This is a genomic window from Aquimarina macrocephali (genome assembly GCF_051627225.1).
In the GTDB taxonomy this organism is placed as follows: Bacteria; Bacteroidota; Bacteroidia; order Flavobacteriales; family Flavobacteriaceae; genus Aquimarina; species Aquimarina macrocephali.
On record NZ_CP151795.1, the window covers coordinates 4,865,603 to 4,885,154 of the forward strand.

At 31.6% G+C, this 19,552-nt stretch carries 14 protein-coding genes; 8 read left to right on the forward strand and 6 right to left on the reverse strand.

The genetic code is table 11. The features are described 5' to 3' along the window. Positions 1-205 precede the first annotated feature (205 nt). The 4 genes from AAFU52_RS21610 (at position 206) to AAFU52_RS21625 (ending at position 5,758) form a co-directional block, all read left to right on the forward strand. A complete protein-coding gene (locus AAFU52_RS21610; protein WP_024770125.1) occupies positions 206-1,093 on the forward strand; it encodes an ABC transporter ATP-binding protein in 888 nt (295 codons plus the stop codon). Between the two features lie 3 nt (positions 1,094-1,096). Then, positions 1,097-4,672, forward strand: coding sequence for a M1 family aminopeptidase (locus AAFU52_RS21615; RefSeq protein WP_438423507.1), 3,576 nt, complete (start codon positions 1,097-1,099; stop codon positions 4,670-4,672). Between the two features lie 78 nt (positions 4,673-4,750). Next, complete coding sequence (locus tag AAFU52_RS21620; protein WP_438423508.1) at positions 4,751-5,320, forward strand: hypothetical protein; 570 nt, start codon at positions 4,751-4,753, stop codon at positions 5,318-5,320. A gap of 27 nt (positions 5,321-5,347) precedes the next feature. After that, entirely contained in the window at positions 5,348-5,758 is a 411-nt protein-coding gene (locus AAFU52_RS21625; RefSeq protein ID WP_438423509.1) for an Lrp/AsnC family transcriptional regulator, read from the forward strand. On the opposite strand, the gene AAFU52_RS21630 is transcribed toward AAFU52_RS21625, so the two are convergent. Both AAFU52_RS21630 and AAFU52_RS21635 read right to left on the reverse strand, forming a co-directional pair. Next, positions 5,755-6,081 carry a hypothetical protein gene (locus AAFU52_RS21630; protein ID WP_035091464.1) on the reverse strand — a complete coding sequence of 109 codons (327 nt, stop codon included), beginning with the start codon at positions 6,079-6,081 and terminating at the stop codon, positions 5,755-5,757. The genes AAFU52_RS21625 and AAFU52_RS21630 overlap by 4 nt on opposite strands. Before the next feature lie 117 nt (positions 6,082-6,198). Beyond that, a complete protein-coding gene (locus AAFU52_RS21635) occupies positions 6,199-7,470 on the reverse strand; it encodes a hypothetical protein (protein WP_438423510.1) in 1,272 nt (423 codons plus the stop codon). A gap of 124 nt (positions 7,471-7,594) precedes the next feature. On the opposite strand from AAFU52_RS21635, the gene AAFU52_RS21640 reads away from it, so the two are divergent. Then, positions 7,595-8,698: a hypothetical protein gene (locus tag AAFU52_RS21640; protein ID WP_438423511.1), complete on the forward strand. Its 1,104-nt coding sequence runs from the start codon at positions 7,595-7,597 to the stop codon at positions 8,696-8,698. Positions 8,699-8,769: 71 nt separating this feature from the next. On the opposite strand, the gene AAFU52_RS21645 is transcribed toward AAFU52_RS21640, so the two are convergent. From AAFU52_RS21645 to AAFU52_RS21660, 4 genes are read right to left on the reverse strand one after another with little or no spacing between them, the layout of a single operon-like run. After that, positions 8,770-9,459, reverse strand: a complete 690-nt coding sequence (locus AAFU52_RS21645; protein WP_438423512.1) for a LytR/AlgR family response regulator transcription factor — start codon at positions 9,457-9,459, stop codon at positions 8,770-8,772. Continuing rightward, positions 9,456-10,448, reverse strand: coding sequence for a sensor histidine kinase (locus tag AAFU52_RS21650; protein ID WP_084050262.1), 993 nt, complete (start codon positions 10,446-10,448; stop codon positions 9,456-9,458). Before AAFU52_RS21650 ends, AAFU52_RS21645 begins: the two co-directional genes overlap by 4 nt. A gap of 9 nt (positions 10,449-10,457) precedes the next feature. Then, a complete protein-coding gene (locus AAFU52_RS21655) occupies positions 10,458-14,021 on the reverse strand; it encodes an ABC transporter permease/M1 family aminopeptidase (protein WP_438423513.1) in 3,564 nt (1,187 codons plus the stop codon). 8 nt (positions 14,022-14,029) lie between these two features. Beyond that, positions 14,030-14,914, reverse strand: a complete 885-nt coding sequence (locus AAFU52_RS21660) for an ABC transporter ATP-binding protein (RefSeq protein WP_438423514.1) — start codon at positions 14,912-14,914, stop codon at positions 14,030-14,032. Positions 14,915-15,217: 303 nt separating this feature from the next. Between AAFU52_RS21660 and AAFU52_RS21665 the strand changes: the two genes are divergently transcribed. From AAFU52_RS21665 to AAFU52_RS21675, 3 genes are all read left to right on the forward strand, one after another. Continuing rightward, complete coding sequence (locus AAFU52_RS21665) at positions 15,218-15,718, forward strand: RNA polymerase sigma factor (protein ID WP_438423515.1); 501 nt, start codon at positions 15,218-15,220, stop codon at positions 15,716-15,718. Between the two features lie 54 nt (positions 15,719-15,772). Beyond that, positions 15,773-16,750: a FecR family protein gene (locus tag AAFU52_RS21670; RefSeq protein ID WP_438423516.1), complete on the forward strand. Its 978-nt coding sequence runs from the start codon at positions 15,773-15,775 to the stop codon at positions 16,748-16,750. 152 nt (positions 16,751-16,902) lie between these two features. Next, on the forward strand, positions 16,903-19,551 hold the full coding sequence (locus AAFU52_RS21675; RefSeq protein WP_438423517.1) for a TonB-dependent receptor: 2,649 nt from the start codon (positions 16,903-16,905) through the stop codon (positions 19,549-19,551). The last annotated feature ends 1 nt before the right edge of the window (position 19,552 follow it).

Consider the following 19,552-nt stretch of genomic DNA (forward strand, 5'->3'; position numbering starts at 1 on the left):
CAAAAATACTGATGTTATAGTGTCTTGACAATAAATTTGATGAACGATACTTTTTTTTGCATAAACACTTTCTTTTTTTGAATCAACCTTATTTGTATCTATTATACATGTTTGTATTGATTTTTTTAGTGTAGTGGTCATAAAAGTTGGTTAGTGATCTCATTTTCGAATAGGTTCGTATCAGAAATCATTAATTAATCAAACTATGAACAGATTACATATTCAAAATTTATCTAAGACGTATCCTAATGGAGTAAAAGCTCTGGATAATGTTTCTTTTACTATTACAAACGGAATGTTTGGATTATTAGGTCCTAACGGGGCAGGAAAGTCATCTTTAATGAGGACAATTGCCGCTTTGCAGGAACCTACATCGGGTACTATAATTTTTAATGATAAAAATATTGTTAGCAACCCCCAGGAAATTAGAAATCATTTAGGGTATTTACCGCAGGAATTTGGGGTGTATCCTAAGATCAGTGCCCAAAATTTACTTCATCATATTGCTGTTCTAAAAGGAATATCCAGCAAAAGTGAACGTAAGGATCAGGTAGAAGCACTGTTACAACAAACAAACTTATATCAACATCGCAAAAAAGCAGTACATACGTTTTCTGGAGGTATGCGTCAACGTTTTGGAGTAGCCCAAGCTTTATTGGGTAATCCGCAACTCATTATTGTAGATGAACCTACTGCAGGATTAGATCCCGAGGAACGTAATCGATTTTTGAACTTATTAAGTGAGATAGGGGAGAATGTTATTGTTATTCTATCAACTCATATCGTAGAAGATGTTCGCGATTTATGTGCAAATATGGCTATCATGGGTGAAGGAAAAATTATAAAACAAGGCAACCCCATAGAGCTTACAAAAACATTAGTCGGAAATGTCTGGACAAAAACCATAACAAAAGAAGATCTCCAGTTTTATAAAGAGCAGTTTAATGTAATCTCTACACGACTAGTTTCTGGAAAAACACAGATTCAGGTTTTTGCCGAAACAACTCCTGAAAAAGGATTTGAAACTATGAAACCTGATCTTGAAAGTGTGTATTTCTCTACATTATTTAATAATCAACCTATAAAAAGCTAAGTTATGTTAATCTCCTTATTACGTTTTGAAGCCAGTTATCAACTTAAACAAAAGGCTTTTATTGGTTTTATTATTATTTTTCTTGCTTTTGGGTTCATATTAGGAAGCCAGGGTAATGGTTTGGCTAAAGTAAATCTTAACTCTGCATACCAGATTAGTTATAATATTGCTTTATTATCATTAGGATGTGAGTTTGCTATTATGTTTTTTGTCATTAGCGGAGTGTTACGAGATAAACAATATCGGATGGAAGCCATAATGTACAGTACATCGATAAAAAAGAACCACTTTTTCATTAGTAGGTTTCTTGGAGTATTATTATTCAGTTTACTGGTTTTTACCATGACACTGGTTGGCTTTGCATTAGGGACATATATGCCGGGTTTGGATCCAGAACGTTTAACTTCTTTTCATTTAGATTATTATCTGTGGACATGGCTACTCATAGTTTTGCCTAATGTTTTTATTTGTACTGCATTTGTTTTTTCGGTTAGCGCGTTTAGCAAGAATAATATCGCTACATATATTAGTGCAATTACGATATATGCACTATACTGGATTTGCTCTATTTTTTTTAATTCCCCTTTGTTAGCTGCCGCAACCCCCGCATCACCAGAAAATATGATTATAGCAGCGTTGGCAGATCCGTTTGGGATTTCAGCTTTTTTTGAACAAACTCAATACTGGACTCCTTTCGAAAAAAACACACGATTACTTTCTTTTTCTGGTAATTTTCTTTGGAACAGAGTTTTCTGGGTTTCAATATCATTAGTGGTATTAAAAATAACGTACACCTATTTTTCTTTTAAGAAATTAAAGCAAAAAAGTAAAAGAGCCATACTTATTGAAGAAAAAGAAATAGTAAAGAAAGCATACAAACCCATTTATACTATAACAGCGACTATAAAGGCACATGTAGCAAGTTTTAAATCTTTATTGAGAATCGAACTTACCAATGTGTTTAAGAGCCTACCTTTTATAGCTATTATACTGATTTGGATAGTTATTGTTGTTACTGAAATTTACTCAAGAGTTAATCAAGGAGGAGCATATAATGATAGTTTATACCCAACAACAGACTTGCTTATTTGGTTGATTAAAGATCCGTTACCATTTTTAGGATTATTACTAATTGTATTTTATAGTGGTGAATTAGTTTGGCGTGAACGTAGCTTACAGTTTAATGGTATAATTGATGCTACACCAGCTTCTAATATGGTATTCTTTTTATCAAAAGCCATTACACTTATTCTACTACCGGTTATATTGATCGCAATAAGTATTCTTATCGCTATTGGAATTCAAATTACAAAAGGCTATTATATTTTTGAAATTTGGCAGTATCTCTCTATGTTTTATTATTCGGGAATGACCTTTCTCTTTTATATTTTATTAGCACTATTTATTCAAAGTTTATCGCCTAATAAATATGCAGGTATGGCAATTACAGGGCTGATTATTATCTTTTTTGGAAGTTCTCTTGCTTCATTAATAGGAATTGAACATCCATTACTTCGGATAGGAAGTTTCCCAGCTATAGAGTATACCAATATGACAGGGTATGGAGATTATACAAAACCTTTTCATTATTATGCTATGCATTGGACTACACTAGGTTTGATATTAATGTTATTGTCTTTTAAATTATGGCAACGAGGTACCACCCATAAGTTTGCTTTCAGATTAAAACAACTTCGATATCATTGGAAAAAATGGCAACTTACAACACTTGTTTTCTTTGGGATAGTATTTATTACTTCGGGAGCTACTATATATTACAATAGAAATATTATAAACGAATATGTTACAGTAAGCGATAATTTAGATTTCCGTGAAACATATGAAAAAAAATATAAGAAATATGATGTCCCCAGACAGCTCGTTCCGGTAGCAATAAAAACCAAAGTGGATATATATCCAGATGAGAATTTCTATACTATTAAGGCTGATTATATACTCGAAAACAGAGGAGAAAAGGCTTTACAAGAATTCTTTATTTATGAAAGAATTCCTGTTACCAACATGTCTATAGAAAATGCAATATTAGAAAAACATGATAGTGTTTACGATATTCGAATTTTTAGATTCGAAGAACCTTTGGCTCCGGGAGAACAGATAAAATATACCTATGAACTAACCTATCAAAAAAAGGGGTTTGAAACCAGTACTATTTTGGTTAATAACGGATCATTTATACAGCATAGTAATTTTGAACCAATTTTGGGATACACTACGAGTTTTGAAATCACAGATTCGTTTGAAAGAGAAAAGCGTGGGTTACCAAAACAAATAGAGGATGAAAACAATGCTAGCCATTTTAGTGCTGTTGATGCATCATATGTTAAATTACCATACGAAACAGTGGTATCTACACAAAAAGATCAAACTGCTATAGCAACTGGAGAATTGATAAAAAGCTGGCATGAAAACGACAGAAACTTTTATCATTATAAATCATCTCATGACATTATTCCTTTTTTGGCTTACTATTCGGGAGCTTATGAGATCGAGAAAGAAAACTATAAAGGAGTAGAAATCGAACAATATTATCACCCGGGACATGAGTATAACATCAATACTATTTCTAAGAGTACCAGACAAACTTTAGATTATTGTCAAAAACACTTTATAGATTATAAGTTTGATCATATACGAATTGCAGAAATACCAGGACATTGGCGGTTTGGAGGGCAAGCGCAACCAGGTACCATTGCAATGGTAGAAGATCGATTATATCTCACTGATAATCGCAATACAGACAATTTTGATCTAGTAGCCAAACGAACTATTCATGAAGTCGCACACCAATGGTGGGGGCATATGCTTACTCCTAAAAATGTAGATGGTGGAGGATTAATTACCGAAGGATTAACCAAATACACCGAAGCAGTTATTATGGAAAAATACTATGGTAAAAAGGCAATTTGGCAATTAAGTAAATCAGCAAATACACGTTACTTTTCTGGTCGCTCTTATGCTACTGATCCAGAACCTCCTTTATACCTGGGAGAAGGCCAATCTTATTTATTGTACGGAAAAAGTTATGTATCTCTACTTGCTCTAAAAGATTTGATCGGAGAGCATAAGATGAATGAAGCAATGAGAAGACTGGCAATCAAGTACAAAGACGAAAAAGAATCTAAAGTTACATCAACAGAGTTATTAAACGAGTTTTATGCGGTTACACCCGAGGAGTATCATATTTTGATTGATGATTGGTTTAAGCGTATTATCACATATGATTTAAAAATTGAAAATGCTGAAGTTACAGCACTTACTAATGGCAAATATGAAGTTACTATAGACATTTTTGCAAAACGTTTTGAAACAAAAGAAAATGGAGAAGCAGTAGCGATTTCGATAGATGAACCTATTCAACTTGGGATGTTTTCAAAAGACCCGAGTACAATTGATAATCAAGACTCGATAGTATACTTAAAACCGCATCAGATTAATGCAAATCAAATGCAGTTTAAACTTCTCGTAGATGAGATTCCACAATATATCTCGATTGATCCTTTTGGTACTCGCTTGGATGCAAATAATGTTGATAACACCAAGAGGCCAGTATCTAAATGATTAATTTATGATATGGTAAAAAATAATGGGAGTGTAAAAAAGAATTCATAACTTTCAAAATTCTATTATATTGAATCTATGAATAAAATACACTTCCTTATTTTTTTACTAGGTTGTTTTACAGCATCCTTCTCTCAGGACACAAATGAGGCTCAGCAATTTTGGAGCTCATTACAGAATTTATGTGGAAAATCATTCGAAGGGAGCCTGGAGTTACCCAAAGAAGATGAGCAATTTGGTGGCAAACGATTAGTCATGCATGTACGTTACTGTAGTGATACCGTTATAAAAATACCTTTTTTTGTTGGAGATGATAAATCCAGAACCTGGGTGTTAACGTATAAAGATAATCGCATAACGTTAAAACATGATCATAGGCATGAAGATGGCTCTGAGGATAAAATTACTCAATATGGTGGTAGTACAACAAATCTAGGGCAAAAAGGGATACAAATATTTCCTGCAGATGAAGAAACCAAAAAAATGATTCCCGCAGCCTCTACTAATGTTTGGTGGATTACAGTTGATGATACAACTTTTACCTATAACTTAAGACGTTTAGGGACTCCACGTGTTTTTAAAGTTGTAATGGATATCACAAAACCGGTAGAAAATCCTGATGCTCCTTGGGGTTGGGTAAAGGATTAATACATCCTCAATTATAGTATTGTATTTATGTTGGATAATATAGATCATAAAATTATCAATAGACTTAATGATAATTCAAGAGCGTCTTATGTTGAAATAGGTCGACAAATAGGACTTTCTCCATCCTCGGTTAGAGAACGTATCCAAAAATTAGAGGACCTTGGAATTATAAAGGGGTATAGGGTTGAATTGGATAATAAAAAACTAGGTTTTGGTATAGAAGTTCTTATTATGCTTAAATTATTTAGCGGAAACCTGAATGTGTTTTGTAGTGAATTAGATAAGTTCCCGGAAATTGTTGAAGCACAACGTGTTACAGGGGCGCACAATATTTCTATGAAAGTGAAATTAGTTGATCAATTACACTTACAACAGTTTATTGATAAACTACTACGCTATGGTGACCCTACAACGTATTTAATTTTATCTGATATTTAACTCATTTCACCTTCACCAACAGGTTCATTAGCAGTAGAAATCCTAGAATTATTGAAGTCATTATCATTATTGAAATAAACATAGATTGGGCTTTCATTTCTTAGCATGTCTATTAAATGTTGTAATTGATCATGATGATAATAAAAGCTATAATATGATCCAGAAACTGTTGCTACGGGGAGTACAGCATTAGGGTCTTCTCTAAACCAAACCGAACAGGTTTCTCCACCAGCTCCCTTTAAAATTAGATTGGTTTTTCCTAAGCTTCGGGATGACCAATTGTAATATGAATATGTTTTTACTTGAAAAGATGATTGTGCCATAACTTTATAAATTTATTATGACCAAATATACAATGGGAGGTTTTGAGATAAAAGAGTTAAAAGACTGATTGGTAACAGTTAAATCCCTGTTTTTTTTTTAAAATTGATATGCAATACCTAATTTTTTACATTGAAATCATGATTTATAATTGTTTTTTCATCAGGGCCTTCAGTAATATTTAGATAACTAACTTCTCCTGCACCCAAAAACCGGTAGCGAATACCCACAAATTTTCCTATAGATTTATTGTATTGTCTCGAGTAAATTTCCTTATCATCAATAAAAACAGCCACTTTTTTTTCTTTGATATTGATATCGATAGCTCTGAAATCAGAAAAATCAACCCCAAAAGCAGAAAGATCATGCTCTTTACCTCTTAAGTACACATCATTAAGCATTACATTGATATCCGAAACACATCCCGGAATAGAGAAGGGTACTATTAAAGCTCCGTTGGTACCTAATATAACAATTCTGAGTTTTTGACAAACCGCCCATTTTTCTCTATACAGGTTACGAACAGAGGTTTTGATTCTGATATTATCTCCAGATACATCTCCAAAATCTTTTACCAAATGAAAAGTAGAAACCACAGGCTCTATTGTAGATTTAATTTCATTGAGTATAATATTTGAAAAAGATAACCTATCTCGAAGTAAATCTGTATTTGCGACGTATTTTGGAATAGGTTTATAATCTATGGTACTCATCCAACTATTTGATGTAATAAACAAATCATGCTCTTTTATAATTTTCCCATCAACCAGAAGTTTAGCACCAAAATATCCAGGAAAATAATAAATACCAGTAGCTTTCTTTTGTTCTGGTCTTATTTTAATAGTTTTTGTAACATCCCAAAACTGTTGAATGTAAATACTATCAGATTTAATAGTATTTAAATCAAAATCAAAAACTACAGAATTTGGTAACCCTTCTGTTATTGGTCTACTACTAAAAGTAATTTTTGAAAAATCGGTATCGGTTATAGTATCGTTTTTAGCTCCAATCATAGAATAAAATGAAATAAATACAACAGTCATAATCGAGGCAGAGACCATAATAACACCAAGATTATGAGTTATTTTTTTTTCTACCCAAGAAGGTTTTTTGACATCATTTTTATTCTTAAAATCTCTCCAATTTGCATATCCGGCAAATTGTGAGAGTGTATTTAATGTACTAATGCTTGGTGCACTTTTATAATTTACCTTACCCCAAACACGTTTTAAAGTTGTTGGACTTAAAAGGATACCGGTATTTTGCTGAATACTTTCGCTCAATTCAATGAATACATCATTATGCCATTGATCAGAGTTTCCCCACTTAAGTTTCTCTTCGATTTCAAGCAAACACTTTTTTACTAATTTATGTTCTGGATATGTGTTCATAATATTAAACAAAAGTCATCAAAAATTACGACTTGAACAACATTGAATCAACTTGCACCAACTTGTTTTCACATTGTCTATCATACATTAGAACTTTGATTAAAATCAAAAAACAAAATTCGTGATGAGGGTTACAATATATATTCTATTTAGTATTTTTTTTATTCAGCCAGGGAATTCTCAAAATATAATTCCTTTAGATACCATAAACTGGGAAATAAATGCGCAATCATATGTTTTAAAAAATTATAAAGGAAAAGATGCCATTTATATTCAGCGTGGCTTAGCATATTTAAAAGATACTAAATTTCTAAATGGTACTATTGAGTTTGATGTATATCTAACCAATCAACAGGGATTTCCTGGTGTTCGTTTTAGAGCTTCTGATAGGAATAATATGGAATCCTTTTATCTGCGAGCACATCTTTCTGGTAAACCCGATGCAAATCAAGTTGCACCTGTTATTAATGGCATAACACCATGGCAACTTTATTTTGGCCCTAGATATTCTTTTGCATATGATTATAATTATGATGATTGGACTCATGTGAAAATAGTAGTAAATGGTCGTAGAGCACAGATATATCTGGACTATTCTAAAACTCCAAACCTATCATGGGATCTGGTTCATGAACCTCGAGAGGGTGAGATCGCAATAGGAGGAGGGGGAGCTGCTGCAATGCATTATGCTAATTTCAAAATTGATAAAAGTAAATATGAAATAGTAGATTTTAAACCTATAAAAAGGAAACCTATCGATGGGTTGATTTCTCAATGGGAAGTGTCTGATATATTTGAAGAAAAATCTGTACATGACCCAATGAAACTAAAAGAGATAATTGAATCCAGAAAATGGGGAAAAAAAATCAAAGTAGAAGAAGGTACCGCGGCAAACATTGCAAGAGAAGTGGTTTTGATTGATGGAACTCCTGGAAACACTGTTTTTGCAAAAATTAAAATTACATCTAATAAAGACCAAATAAAACTTTTTGAATTCGGTTACAGTGATAGAGTAGTCGCTATTTTAAATGGTAAACCTATTTATAAAGGTACGAATAGATGGCGCTCGAGGGATTACCGATATTTGGGTACTATAGGGTTGTTTGATGCGATATACCTAAATCTGAAAAAAGGAGAAAACACACTTCTATTTGCTGTTTCTGAAGATTTTGGAGGCTGGTTGGTAACAGGGAAATTTCCTGATCAAAAAGGGATTGATATAGAATAAAGCAATCCATTAATAAAAATAATAATTGTTGATCTTTGATAGAGATGAAGTAACCGGGTAATAATTAAAATTTAACTAAGTAAGTCATTAATATTTGGCCTATACATTTTCCCCACAGGAATTTTGTGATCCTTAATTGTTATTCGGTTGCCTTCAATTAGTTCTATTTTAGTCTTTGCTATAATAAATGACTTGTGCACCTTTATAAAATCTTTTTTAGAAAGCATTTCTTCAAAAGAAGATAAAGTTTGATGAGTAATAATCATTTGATTCTGTAAATACACCTTTACATAATTTCCGTAAGCCTCTAAGAACAATAGATCTTTTAGTTTTACCTGATAGTGCTTTTTATTGTCTTTCAGAAAGATACTAGAATCATCTATGTTTTTTATGGTTTGCGAATGTAAGGCCAATATTTCCTGTACTTTTTGTATTGCTGTAACAAAACGTTGAAAACTAAACGGTTTTAGTAAATAATCATCAATATTAAGTTCATAGCCTTCTAATGCAAACTCTTTATATGCAGTAGTTACGATGATCTTAGGAGGGTTAGATAATGTTTTTAAAAAATCAAAACCTGTGAGCTTGGGCATATTAATATCTAGAAATACTAAATCTACCTGATGATGATTTAGATACTCCATAGCCTCAAAGGCATTATAACAATGTTTTTGAAGTGATAAATAAGGTAAGTTACTACTGTAATCTTCAATAATATCATGTGAAGCAATCTCGTCGTCTATAATTATGTAGGTGATCATGATTTGTATAATTCTAATGTTACAAAATACACTTGATTTTGGTTGCTAATTGTCAATTTGTGTCTACCATTTGGGTAAAGCAAATTAAGGCGGTCTTGTAAATTTTCTAATCCAATACCTTCTGACTTTATATGTGTATCGGGATCATAATTGTTTTTGATTGTAAATAATATCTGGGTATCATTTTCCTGTAATTCAATATGTATAAAAGATTGATTTATAAGTTTTTCTACTCCATGCTTAAACGAATTCTCTAATAAAATAATAAATAATAATGGAGGTATAGGGTAATCCTTATTACTAATACGGTGTTTAAAATCAATATCAATTACCTTATGATACCTCGCTGTTTGTAACTCAATAAAATTGGTTAAATATTTAATTTCTTCTTCTAAGGGAACAGTTTCTTCTTTTCCATCATAAATGGTAAATCGCATCATATCCGATAGTTTAAGCACATATTCTTGTGCTGTATCGGGGTCTTTTTTGATCAGTGAGTATAAATTATTAAGCGTATTAAAGAAAAAATGAGGGTTTATTTGGGTTTTTAAAAGTTCGAGCTCTGCTTTGGCTTTGTCATTTTTAAGAGTTTGTATTTTTGTCCACTGCTCAAATGCCCATGAAAAAATGATATAAAAAATCAATAGTGCTAATAATATCCCAAATAGATCTGTAAGCCATATATTATGATTTACTACCCAAAAACTCTCTTGATCGTCATCAATTCTATTGGCCATATTTATTCCGAAAATCAACAGGCTAATTCCAGAAATGTAAACAATGATTTTTATAATTGAGCTTGTCCAATTTGTTTTTAATTTGCCTGTTTTAAATAGATAGAATAATAACATATAAGAAATAACTATACCAACAAGGATGTTTAAAAAGGTAGGTAATTCACTGTTAGCGTCTTTATAACCCCAGCTTAATGTGGCTAGGATTACAGAAAGAATACTTGTGATATAAAATCTCTTTTTTAATGTCATCATTCAAATATATTAAAGATTCACAGAAACTATGTTATCGGCCATATTTCTATCTAACCTGGTGTAATATGGATCTATACCAATATAGGCTGGAATTTCCCTGGTAATAATTTTAAAAACCATTTCTTTTTTATTGATCTGGTGTGGCTTTAAGTAGAGAATATTCTTATCATTATCAATAGTTTCTGGATGCCTATTAAATATTCCAATTTTAATAGGTTCATTAATAGTTGTTATGATTTCTTTTCCAGAAGTATTTGTCTGAAACCGTTGGGCTTTTATACCTACTGTAATTTCATAACTACCATTATTAAGTTTTTTATAGGAAGTACTCTTAATTCCTAAATCATAAGTGATTACACGTTTCATCCAATCATCAATTAGGTTATGATATTTGATGGGAGTAACCAGATAAAGCTCTTCAAGAAAATCAAGTGTTGTTGCAGTCGGTTTATCACTGTGTTTATGTATCATATTTTGTAGCGCCGTATTTAAATTAGATTCTCCTATAATATCTTTTATTGCAGACATAACAATAGCTCCTTTGCTATATCCCAAATATTGTTGTAACTGACTTAAGTATAATGATGGTTCTATTTCAGTGGCATGAGAACGACCACTAAAATATCTTCTTACTGTATGTTCTGATAGTTGTCTTACCATAGATTTACCATATAATTTCTCCATAATCACAGCTTCAGAATATTTAGCTAGAGATTCTGATAGTATCATGAATCCATCAATTCGCTTTGGTGTAAGTAGCCCTCCCCACCATTGATGGGCTATTTCATGAATGATAACTCTGGCAACTACATTAAAGCTCTCTTGGTTTGAAATATCTCTTTTAAACACTTTTTCATTAATGCTAATCACACCTGGCATTGCTTGACCATTGGCTCCGTTACCACCAAATATTGACATTTCACCGATACGGAGATGTTCATAAGGATATTTGCCAAAATTATCGGTTGCATAATCAATAGTTGCTTTGGCTACTTTAATTATTTCTGTAACATTTCGATAATGCTCAGGTAGATAGTATAATTCAATTAGAATGCCTTTGTGATTTGTTTTTTCGATTTTATAGCGTGCCGAATGATATGCCACCATACTATTAATTTTACCTTTGGATTTAAAATGATAATAATTTCTATTATTCGATTTCCAGTGTTTTATTAAATCTCCAGAGCATAGTACAGACTGATCGTTTGAAGTAGAGACTATAGTTTCAAAAGCGATATTTTCAAAATTAAATTTTCCACCAATTTGCAAATAATTTTCATTTACTATTGGTTTTTCTCTAACAGGTAACCCTCGTTTCTCTCGTTCATATGCATGTTTAATCTCGTATTCATTTACATACCCTAAATGGGGACTAAATTGATGGCTTTTAATATAAGAACCATTACTTGTAATACTATGGTCAATATCAAATCCTGAAGAGGCTTTGGTTAAGCTATACTCCATTTTTGCTATCGCGCCTTGTTTTAGGGGAGTATTAAGTTTAAATAGATAAGTTCCTATAATTGAATCATGAAAAACTTGTGTGCTATTTTCTATAGATAGTGTTCTTAATGGTACTGGTGCAGTAATAAAGATTTCTTTTATAGGTTGTATAGACGTATTAGTTATAAAACAGGATGCTTTTACCTCATATTTCTGCTCATTTGGAAAAATATCCATTGCTGTTTTTACAGAAACCAATTGTGGCACAGCGAGATGATCATATTTTTTATAGGCGCGTTCATATTTCTCGTTAAAATCATATGCTTCGTCTGCGATCTTATATTCATTGATTACGTTAGTGTTATAATAGATATACCCACCGATAGTTATGAATAGAAAAACAAAGCTTATCAATAGTACTCTTTCTTTTTTACTCCATATCATTTTGGCGTATGCTTTAATAGTAGAAGTTGTTCCTCTTTTCCATAATTTAAAACCGAATAGCGCTAATATTCCTGCAAAAGCAATCCAATACAAGGATAACCAGTTAAATCTTAAAACATATTGCCCATACTCATTAAAATCAGAATGCGCTCTGGCCATACTAGGAAGGTTATTAAAAAGAAATAAAGGGTGTTCTAATCCTATGCTATTGCTTAAAGGGCCGAACAATAGCATGATACCACCAGAAATTACCATTCCTAAATACTTATTAGAGACTATATTCTGAATTAACAGTGCAAAAATTGTGTATAGTAAAATCTGAAGCCCTCCGAAATAGAACATTGAAAAATAATGACCTAATTCAAAATCATAATAACCTTTTGAAATCTGAAATATCATTGCAACCAGGATTGATATTAAAATAAGGAGTATTGGTATTATGGCTATTGTGATATATTTTGAAATAAAAAATGTACTATTTTTTATAGGTGTTGCATCAATAATCTCATGAAACTCATTAGTTCTTGATTTCCATACCATTTCACCGGTATAAAAAATAATTAGTAATAATCCCATTATTGGCAAAATTTCATTAATTAGTCCTATAAACAGATCTGTAGTTGGGTATCGATTTCCATAAATTCCGAAACTATGTGTGCTATTGTTAAATGCCAGTACAATCATAGCAATCCATAATAGCATAATGATCAAAAAAGGAATTCCGGTAATTATCATTTTTACATCCAAAAAGACAATTGATTTAATACGTGCTATTCTTGTTGTTAACGTATCTGAAGTAGTAGTCACCGGTATATAAATAGAATTACTATTTGAATCATCAATAGGAGTAGTTTGTTTTTTTGCCTTTTGGTTTATTTTCCTGAAAGAGAATAATTGATATGATACTATAATAACCCCAATACTAAAGGACATCCAAATAATTCTATTCCATATAAAATGTCCAGATAATGAAATAAGTGTATCATTTTTTTCTATCGGTGTTAAGAACTGAGTTTGCTCAAAAAAAGCACTTAACCCTATTGGGTCCACCAAAGATGCAATTTCTAAAATCTCCGGATCAGAAAGTATTGAGCCGCCAACAAGAGGAGAATTAATATAAAACCCCAAAATCCAATGAATAGCAATAAGTAAAAGTCCCGTAATATACGTTACTATTGCTTTTTGGGATAGGAGTGTTGCCGAAAATAAAATAGCAGTACAAATAAAAACGTTGGGTACTATGATTGTTAACCAAGGCCATAGATAATGGTTCATGTCAAAACGGTGCAATGTCTCTGGATTTATACCGGCAATGTTTGTACCAATAAAAACTCCTAATAAAGCTGTACTCCCAATAAGAAGAGATATCAAGAAGAGGCCCAGAAAACGGTTAATTAAAAAACTATGTTTCTGTATACCGGTACTAAAAATTATTTCTTCAGTATGAAAAGTTGTATCCCGAAGTAGTCCATTCACACAAAAAAATATACTTGCAAATACAACGCCTATACTAATAATACCGGATAGAAAACTTAAATTATAAGCGTCGTTATACATACTACTGAATTCTAAATATTGAAAAGCTTGTGTAATAGCAAGAACACCGTATCCCATAAACAATGCGAGAAATAGTATAAAGGAAGTTTGACGAGTATGATATCGCCACTCGAACTGAAGTAATTTCATAGTCATAATTATTGTATTGTAATTTGTTTATTGATTGTAGAGAAGTAGACATCTTCTAAATCTGGTTTAGAAGCTTTAAACCCTTGTTCTGGTTGATGATCTGCTAATACTCGAAGCTCTGTTTTACCACCAAATAAACGGGTTGAAAGGACATTAAAGGCATTTTTGAAAGCCGTAACATTTTCTTTGGCTACAACCTTATGCCATATTTTACCTTCTAAGTGAGCAATAAGTTCTGATGGGATACCTTGTTTTAATATTTTTCCTTCTCCCATGATAGCCATTTGGGCACATAGGTTTTTAATATCTTCAACAATGTGGGTAGATAGAATGATGATTCTATGTTCTCCTATTTCGCTTAATAGATTATGAAAACGATTACGTTCTTCTGGATCTAAACCAGCAGTGGGTTCATCTACAATAATAAGTTTGGGATTTCCTAGTAGTGCTTGTGCGATACCAAATCGCTGACGCATACCTCCGGAAAAGGTCTTTACAGATTTTTTTCGCACTGCATATAAATTCGTTTGATGTAATAATCCTTCTATTTGTTCTTTACGCTCTTTGGAATCTTGTATTCCTTTTAATATTGCTATATGATCTAATAGCTGAATTGCTGATATTTTGGGATAAACACCAAATTCTTGAGGCAGATACCCTAATTGATTTCGAATGATTTGTGGATTCTTACTACTATTTGTATCATTAAATAATACGATCCCTTGAGTAGGCTCTTGTAGCGTAGCTAAGGTGCGGATTAGTGAAGATTTTCCTGCTCCATTAGGACCTAATAACCCAAACATACCATTAGTAATAGTTAGGTTGATATCCTGTAATGCTTTTACTCCATTGGGATACGTTTTAGATAGATTTTCAATTTTTAAAGTATTCATAGGATTCGTTTTAATTGACAATGCGAACCTACTTATAGCATCCAAATCTTACTATTTATTTTGATGAACGTCTGTTAAGTGTTGATGAAAAATCAATGCAATTGGAGATGATTTTATAATTGCACCATGTTTTATTGTGTTGAAATAGAGCTGTTTATAAGTGTTGTGCTTTCAATAAAAATGAAGATAGGTGAGTAATTAGGTATTATTTATATATTAGCCACTATCTATTAAAGTATAATTTTCTGATACTACAGATGTTAATATTAGCTATCTAAAAAATAATAGGAGAAAAATAAATTAATGAAATCACCAAAGAAAAAGAGATTTTCAATTTTATTTGATAAACATTATACAAAACTCTTCAATTATTCTTTTAAGGTGGTTAAAGAAAGAGATTTTTCTCAAGAATTAGTACAAGAAACATTTATAAAACTTTGGGAGAAAATAGAGCAAATTCAATCAAATGATCGTTCGATAGAATCATTTCTTATCGTTACTTTAAAGAATAAGATAATTGATCATACCAGAAAGAATAAAACGCGGGAAAAGCATATCAATTTATATTCACTAAACCAGGATATGCAAGAAAATATAGATAATGAATGGGAGCTATCGCAAAAAATAGATAGTATTTATTCTTCACTTCACCCAAAAACAATAGAAATATTTAAATTATCAAGGGATCAGGGGTTTACTTATCAGGAAATCGCTACACAAAAAAATATTTCGATCAAAACAGTAGAACTTCATATTTCCAAGGCCTTAGCAGCGTTTAGACAAGAACTAAAAGATTATTTGTAATTTTTTAATAGGGTGTAACTATACGACATACGTCTTATAGTAAAATACCTTATTATGGAACAGTATCAAATAACGGAAGTAGATATTTGGGGATATATCTCAAAAAGCGCAGATACAGCTACGAATGAAAGAGTAGAACAATGGATGAATTCTGAGGATTTTGACGAGGATTTATTTAATAAAATAAAGAATATTTATAAGGTCACTGGTGAAGCCCCAGAGAGTAGTGATTTAGAAACAAATATTGCTAAACAAAGATTTTTCAATTCGATAGCAAATAAAGAAAGAAAAAATTCTAGCTGGAAAAAGATTGTAAAGTATGCAGCTATGGTAGCGATTTTATTATCTGCTTCTGTATTTACATATCAAATATTAGTAGCAAATGATAGTATAACCATTCAGACTGCTTATAGTGATCATCAACAAATAAATCTTCCTGATGGCTCTGTAGTTTGGTTGAATTCTTCAAGTAAACTTTCTTATGATCCAAAATCACCGAGAACAATATTTTTAGATGGTGAAGCCTTTTTTGAAGTGGCAAAAGACAAAGAACATCCTTTTACGGTAGAGACACCAGATCATATTATAGTAAAAGCTTTGGGAACAAGTTTTAACGTGAAATCATATGCAAAAAATGCATTTACAGAAACGGTATTATTAACTGGTAAAGTCGAAGTGACATCTGCAGAGTATTTTAAAAATAGCATCATGATGCTTCCAAACGATAAAGTGATGATTTTTAAGAATGATGGACGAGTACTTACTTCAAAATCTAATAATGCTATCAGTAGTATTGCTTGGAGAGAAGGTAAAATACAATTCAATAATAAACCATTAAATGAGATAGCAAATGATTTAAAGATTCAACATAATGTGAATATACGTTTTGAGAATGAACAAATATCCAATTCAAAATTTACTGGATCCTTTGATCAAGAGTTACCAATTAATGAAATCCTAGAAGTATTAAAAGCTTCAAAAGATTTTAAGTATGAATATAATACAAAAGCAAATGAATGGATAATAAAATAAAAAAGTGGGAAAACTGCCATTTTCCCACCGACGTGTCAATAGTATTCTAATCGCGAAATCAGTAATAATTAACAACATCCAAATTTATGAAAATAAAACAGTTCGTTCTGTCTTTACAGGTAAAAACCCCTGATAAAAAAAGTATTTTATTAATGAAATTATCTTTTTCTCTTTATCTACTAGGTTGTTTACAACTCATGGCTATTAATGGGTTTTCTCAGGATAAGGTTACGTTAAACCTCGAGAATACTCAATTAGAAACCATATTAAAACAAATAGAGAAACAAACATCATATAGTTTTATTTATAATAACGATGAAATTAATGTGTCTGAAAAATTTGATATTAAAGTAGTTGAAGAAGGTGTGGTTAAAACATTGAACGAGTTATTACAAACCACAACCATCAAGTATTTGGTAAAAAATAGTTTTATTATACTTTCTAATCAATCTCAACAAAAAAATAAGTTTACACTAAGCGGAACAGTTAAAGATGCTGCAACAGGTGAGACGCTACCTGGAGCCAGTATCTATATAAAAGATAGCGATAAAGGAGTTTCTACCAATGAATATGGCTTTTATTCTATTACATTTCCCGAAGGCAATTATAGTTTCCAAATTTCATATTTAGGATATAATCAAAAAGAGATAGCACTAGAATTAAACAAGAATACAAACCTCGATATTCAGCTAGAATCCACTTCTAATGAATTAGATGAAGTAACGATTACTACAAATAATGAAAATAAAAGCCAGGTGAATACGATTGCATCTGGTGTTTCGAGTTTAAAAGGTTCTGATATCAAACGATTACCTGCTTTTCTGGGAGAACCAGATATTGTGAGAGCTCTATTAACTCTTCCTGGTGTAAATACCATTGGAGAAGGTTCTGCAGGAATTAATGTTAGAGGTGGTAATATAGATCAAAATCTTTTCTTGCTAGATGAAGCGCCTATTTATAGTCCTACTCATGTATTTGGTTTATTCTCAAGTTTTAACGCTGATGCAGTTAAGGAGATAAAACTATATAAAGGAGGAATCCCAGCAAGATTTGGAGGAAGAGCATCTTCTGTTTTAGAAATTAGACAACGTGATGGAAATACAAAGACTTTTAAAGGAGAAGGAGGATTAGGGTTATTGTTTTCAAGACTTACACTAGAAGGGCCTATAAAAAAGGAAAAACTAAGTTTTTTGGTTTCTGGCCGTAGATCTTATTTTGATGTGTTTTTTCCAATCATAGGAGGAGAGGTAAAAAATCAAAAATTGTACTTCTATGATCTGAGCTCTAAACTAACCTGGAAAATAAATAAAAATAATACCTTGTTTCTGTCTGGTTATTTTGGTGCAGATGTGATGAAGCTTAATTTTGAAGAAGAGGTTAATTCTGATGGTACTCAAGGACCTAATGAAGAAACAGATATGGATTGGAAAAATACAACAGCTACAATACGCTGGAATCATATATTCTCTAACAAATTATTTATGAATGTTTCTGGAATATATAGCAAGTACAATTATAATTTAGAAAGCACAAATGGTGGTCCTTTAGAGACATCTAGTAGCATAAAATGGACATCTTCTATAGAGAATTATATTATAAAGCCAGATTTTACTTATTACATTAATCCCAGTACAAAAATGAGGTTTGGAGTCAATGCCACACTGTATCGATTTACACCAGCAAAAGCTTCTAGTGATGATGTAGGGATCAATGTTCTTGATTTTGAAGTAGAAAAAGGATTAGAGGCCGCACCTTATATAGAATATGAAAAAAAATGGAAAAGATTTTCATTCAATACTGGATTGCGATATTCATGGTTTGGAAACTTTGGAGTAAACAAGGTTGCTACATATAACCCTGATTTTCCACAGAGTACAAGTACGGTTGTTAATACTAGAACGTATAAAAAAGGAGAACTTATTAAGAGTTACGCTGGCTTTGAACCTCGAATTTCATTAAAATATGATCTACAAGATAATAAAGCTTTAAAACTCGGGTATAACAAGATGCTTCAATACATTCATTATATCTCTAACACAACATCTGCTATGCCTTTTGATATATGGAAACTTTCAGGAACGCATATAAAACCTTTACGGGTCAATCAAGTTTCTGTAGGATATGCTTATGATACTCCTAATAAACACTATAATTTTATAGCTGAAGGGTATTATAAAACATTCAAAAATATAATAGAATATAAAAATGGAGCAGATCTGTTTTTAAACGAAAATGTAGAAACGCAATTGTTACCCGCAGAAGGATATTCCTATGGAACAGAATTTGGAATTTATAAAAACACAGGTAAATTAAAGGGGAATTTTAATTACACTTATTCTGTGACCAAAAGAAAGACTATTAGTGTTTTTCCTGATGAAAATATTAATAATGGGAAATATTATCCATCAAATTATGATAGACCACATGTCCTTAATATAACAACTGATTACACATTAGGAAAAAAATGGAATGTAGGCCTGTTTTTTACGTACCAATCGGGTAGACCCATAACAAAAGCAACCGGAAGACTTATTTTTGATAACAATCCTTATTTAACCTATTCGAGTAGAAATGCATATCGATTACCAAGTACGCATAGAATGGATATTTCATTTACCTATACACCGAATAAACCTCATAAAAAATGGAAAGGTAGCTGGTCTTTTGGTTTATATAACCTGTATTCACATAAAAATACATTTTCGTCTATTTCCATATTTCAAAATAACCAATTGAGATCTTATGATTTTTATTTAATAGGAACCCCGGTACCTTTTATTACGTACAACTTTAAATTTTAAA

What these genes read in the sequence shown, in the direction of transcription:
- AAFU52_RS21610 (WP_024770125.1), top strand. Translation starts at nt 206, where the DNA reads ATGAACAGATTACATATTCAAAATTTATCTAAGACGTATCCTAATGGA.
- AAFU52_RS21615 (WP_438423507.1), top strand. Translation starts at nt 1,097, where the DNA reads ATGTTAATCTCCTTATTACGTTTTGAAGCCAGTTATCAACTTAAACAA.
- AAFU52_RS21620 (WP_438423508.1), top strand. Translation starts at nt 4,751, where the DNA reads ATGAATAAAATACACTTCCTTATTTTTTTACTAGGTTGTTTTACAGCA.
- AAFU52_RS21625 (WP_438423509.1), top strand. Translation starts at nt 5,348, where the DNA reads ATGTTGGATAATATAGATCATAAAATTATCAATAGACTTAATGATAAT.
- AAFU52_RS21630 (WP_035091464.1), bottom strand. Translation starts at nt 6,081, where the DNA reads ATGGCACAATCATCTTTTCAAGTAAAAACATATTCATATTACAATTGG.
- AAFU52_RS21635 (WP_438423510.1), bottom strand. Translation starts at nt 7,470, where the DNA reads ATGAACACATATCCAGAACATAAATTAGTAAAAAAGTGTTTGCTTGAA.
- AAFU52_RS21640 (WP_438423511.1), top strand. Translation starts at nt 7,595, where the DNA reads ATGAGGGTTACAATATATATTCTATTTAGTATTTTTTTTATTCAGCCA.
- AAFU52_RS21645 (WP_438423512.1), bottom strand. Translation starts at nt 9,459, where the DNA reads ATGATCACCTACATAATTATAGACGACGAGATTGCTTCACATGATATT.
- AAFU52_RS21650 (WP_084050262.1), bottom strand. Translation starts at nt 10,448, where the DNA reads ATGATGACATTAAAAAAGAGATTTTATATCACAAGTATTCTTTCTGTA.
- AAFU52_RS21655 (WP_438423513.1), bottom strand. Translation starts at nt 14,021, where the DNA reads ATGAAATTACTTCAGTTCGAGTGGCGATATCATACTCGTCAAACTTCC.
- AAFU52_RS21660 (WP_438423514.1), bottom strand. Translation starts at nt 14,914, where the DNA reads ATGAATACTTTAAAAATTGAAAATCTATCTAAAACGTATCCCAATGGA.
- AAFU52_RS21665 (WP_438423515.1), top strand. Translation starts at nt 15,218, where the DNA reads ATGAAATCACCAAAGAAAAAGAGATTTTCAATTTTATTTGATAAACAT.
- AAFU52_RS21670 (WP_438423516.1), top strand. Translation starts at nt 15,773, where the DNA reads ATGGAACAGTATCAAATAACGGAAGTAGATATTTGGGGATATATCTCA.
- AAFU52_RS21675 (WP_438423517.1), top strand. Translation starts at nt 16,903, where the DNA reads ATGAAATTATCTTTTTCTCTTTATCTACTAGGTTGTTTACAACTCATG.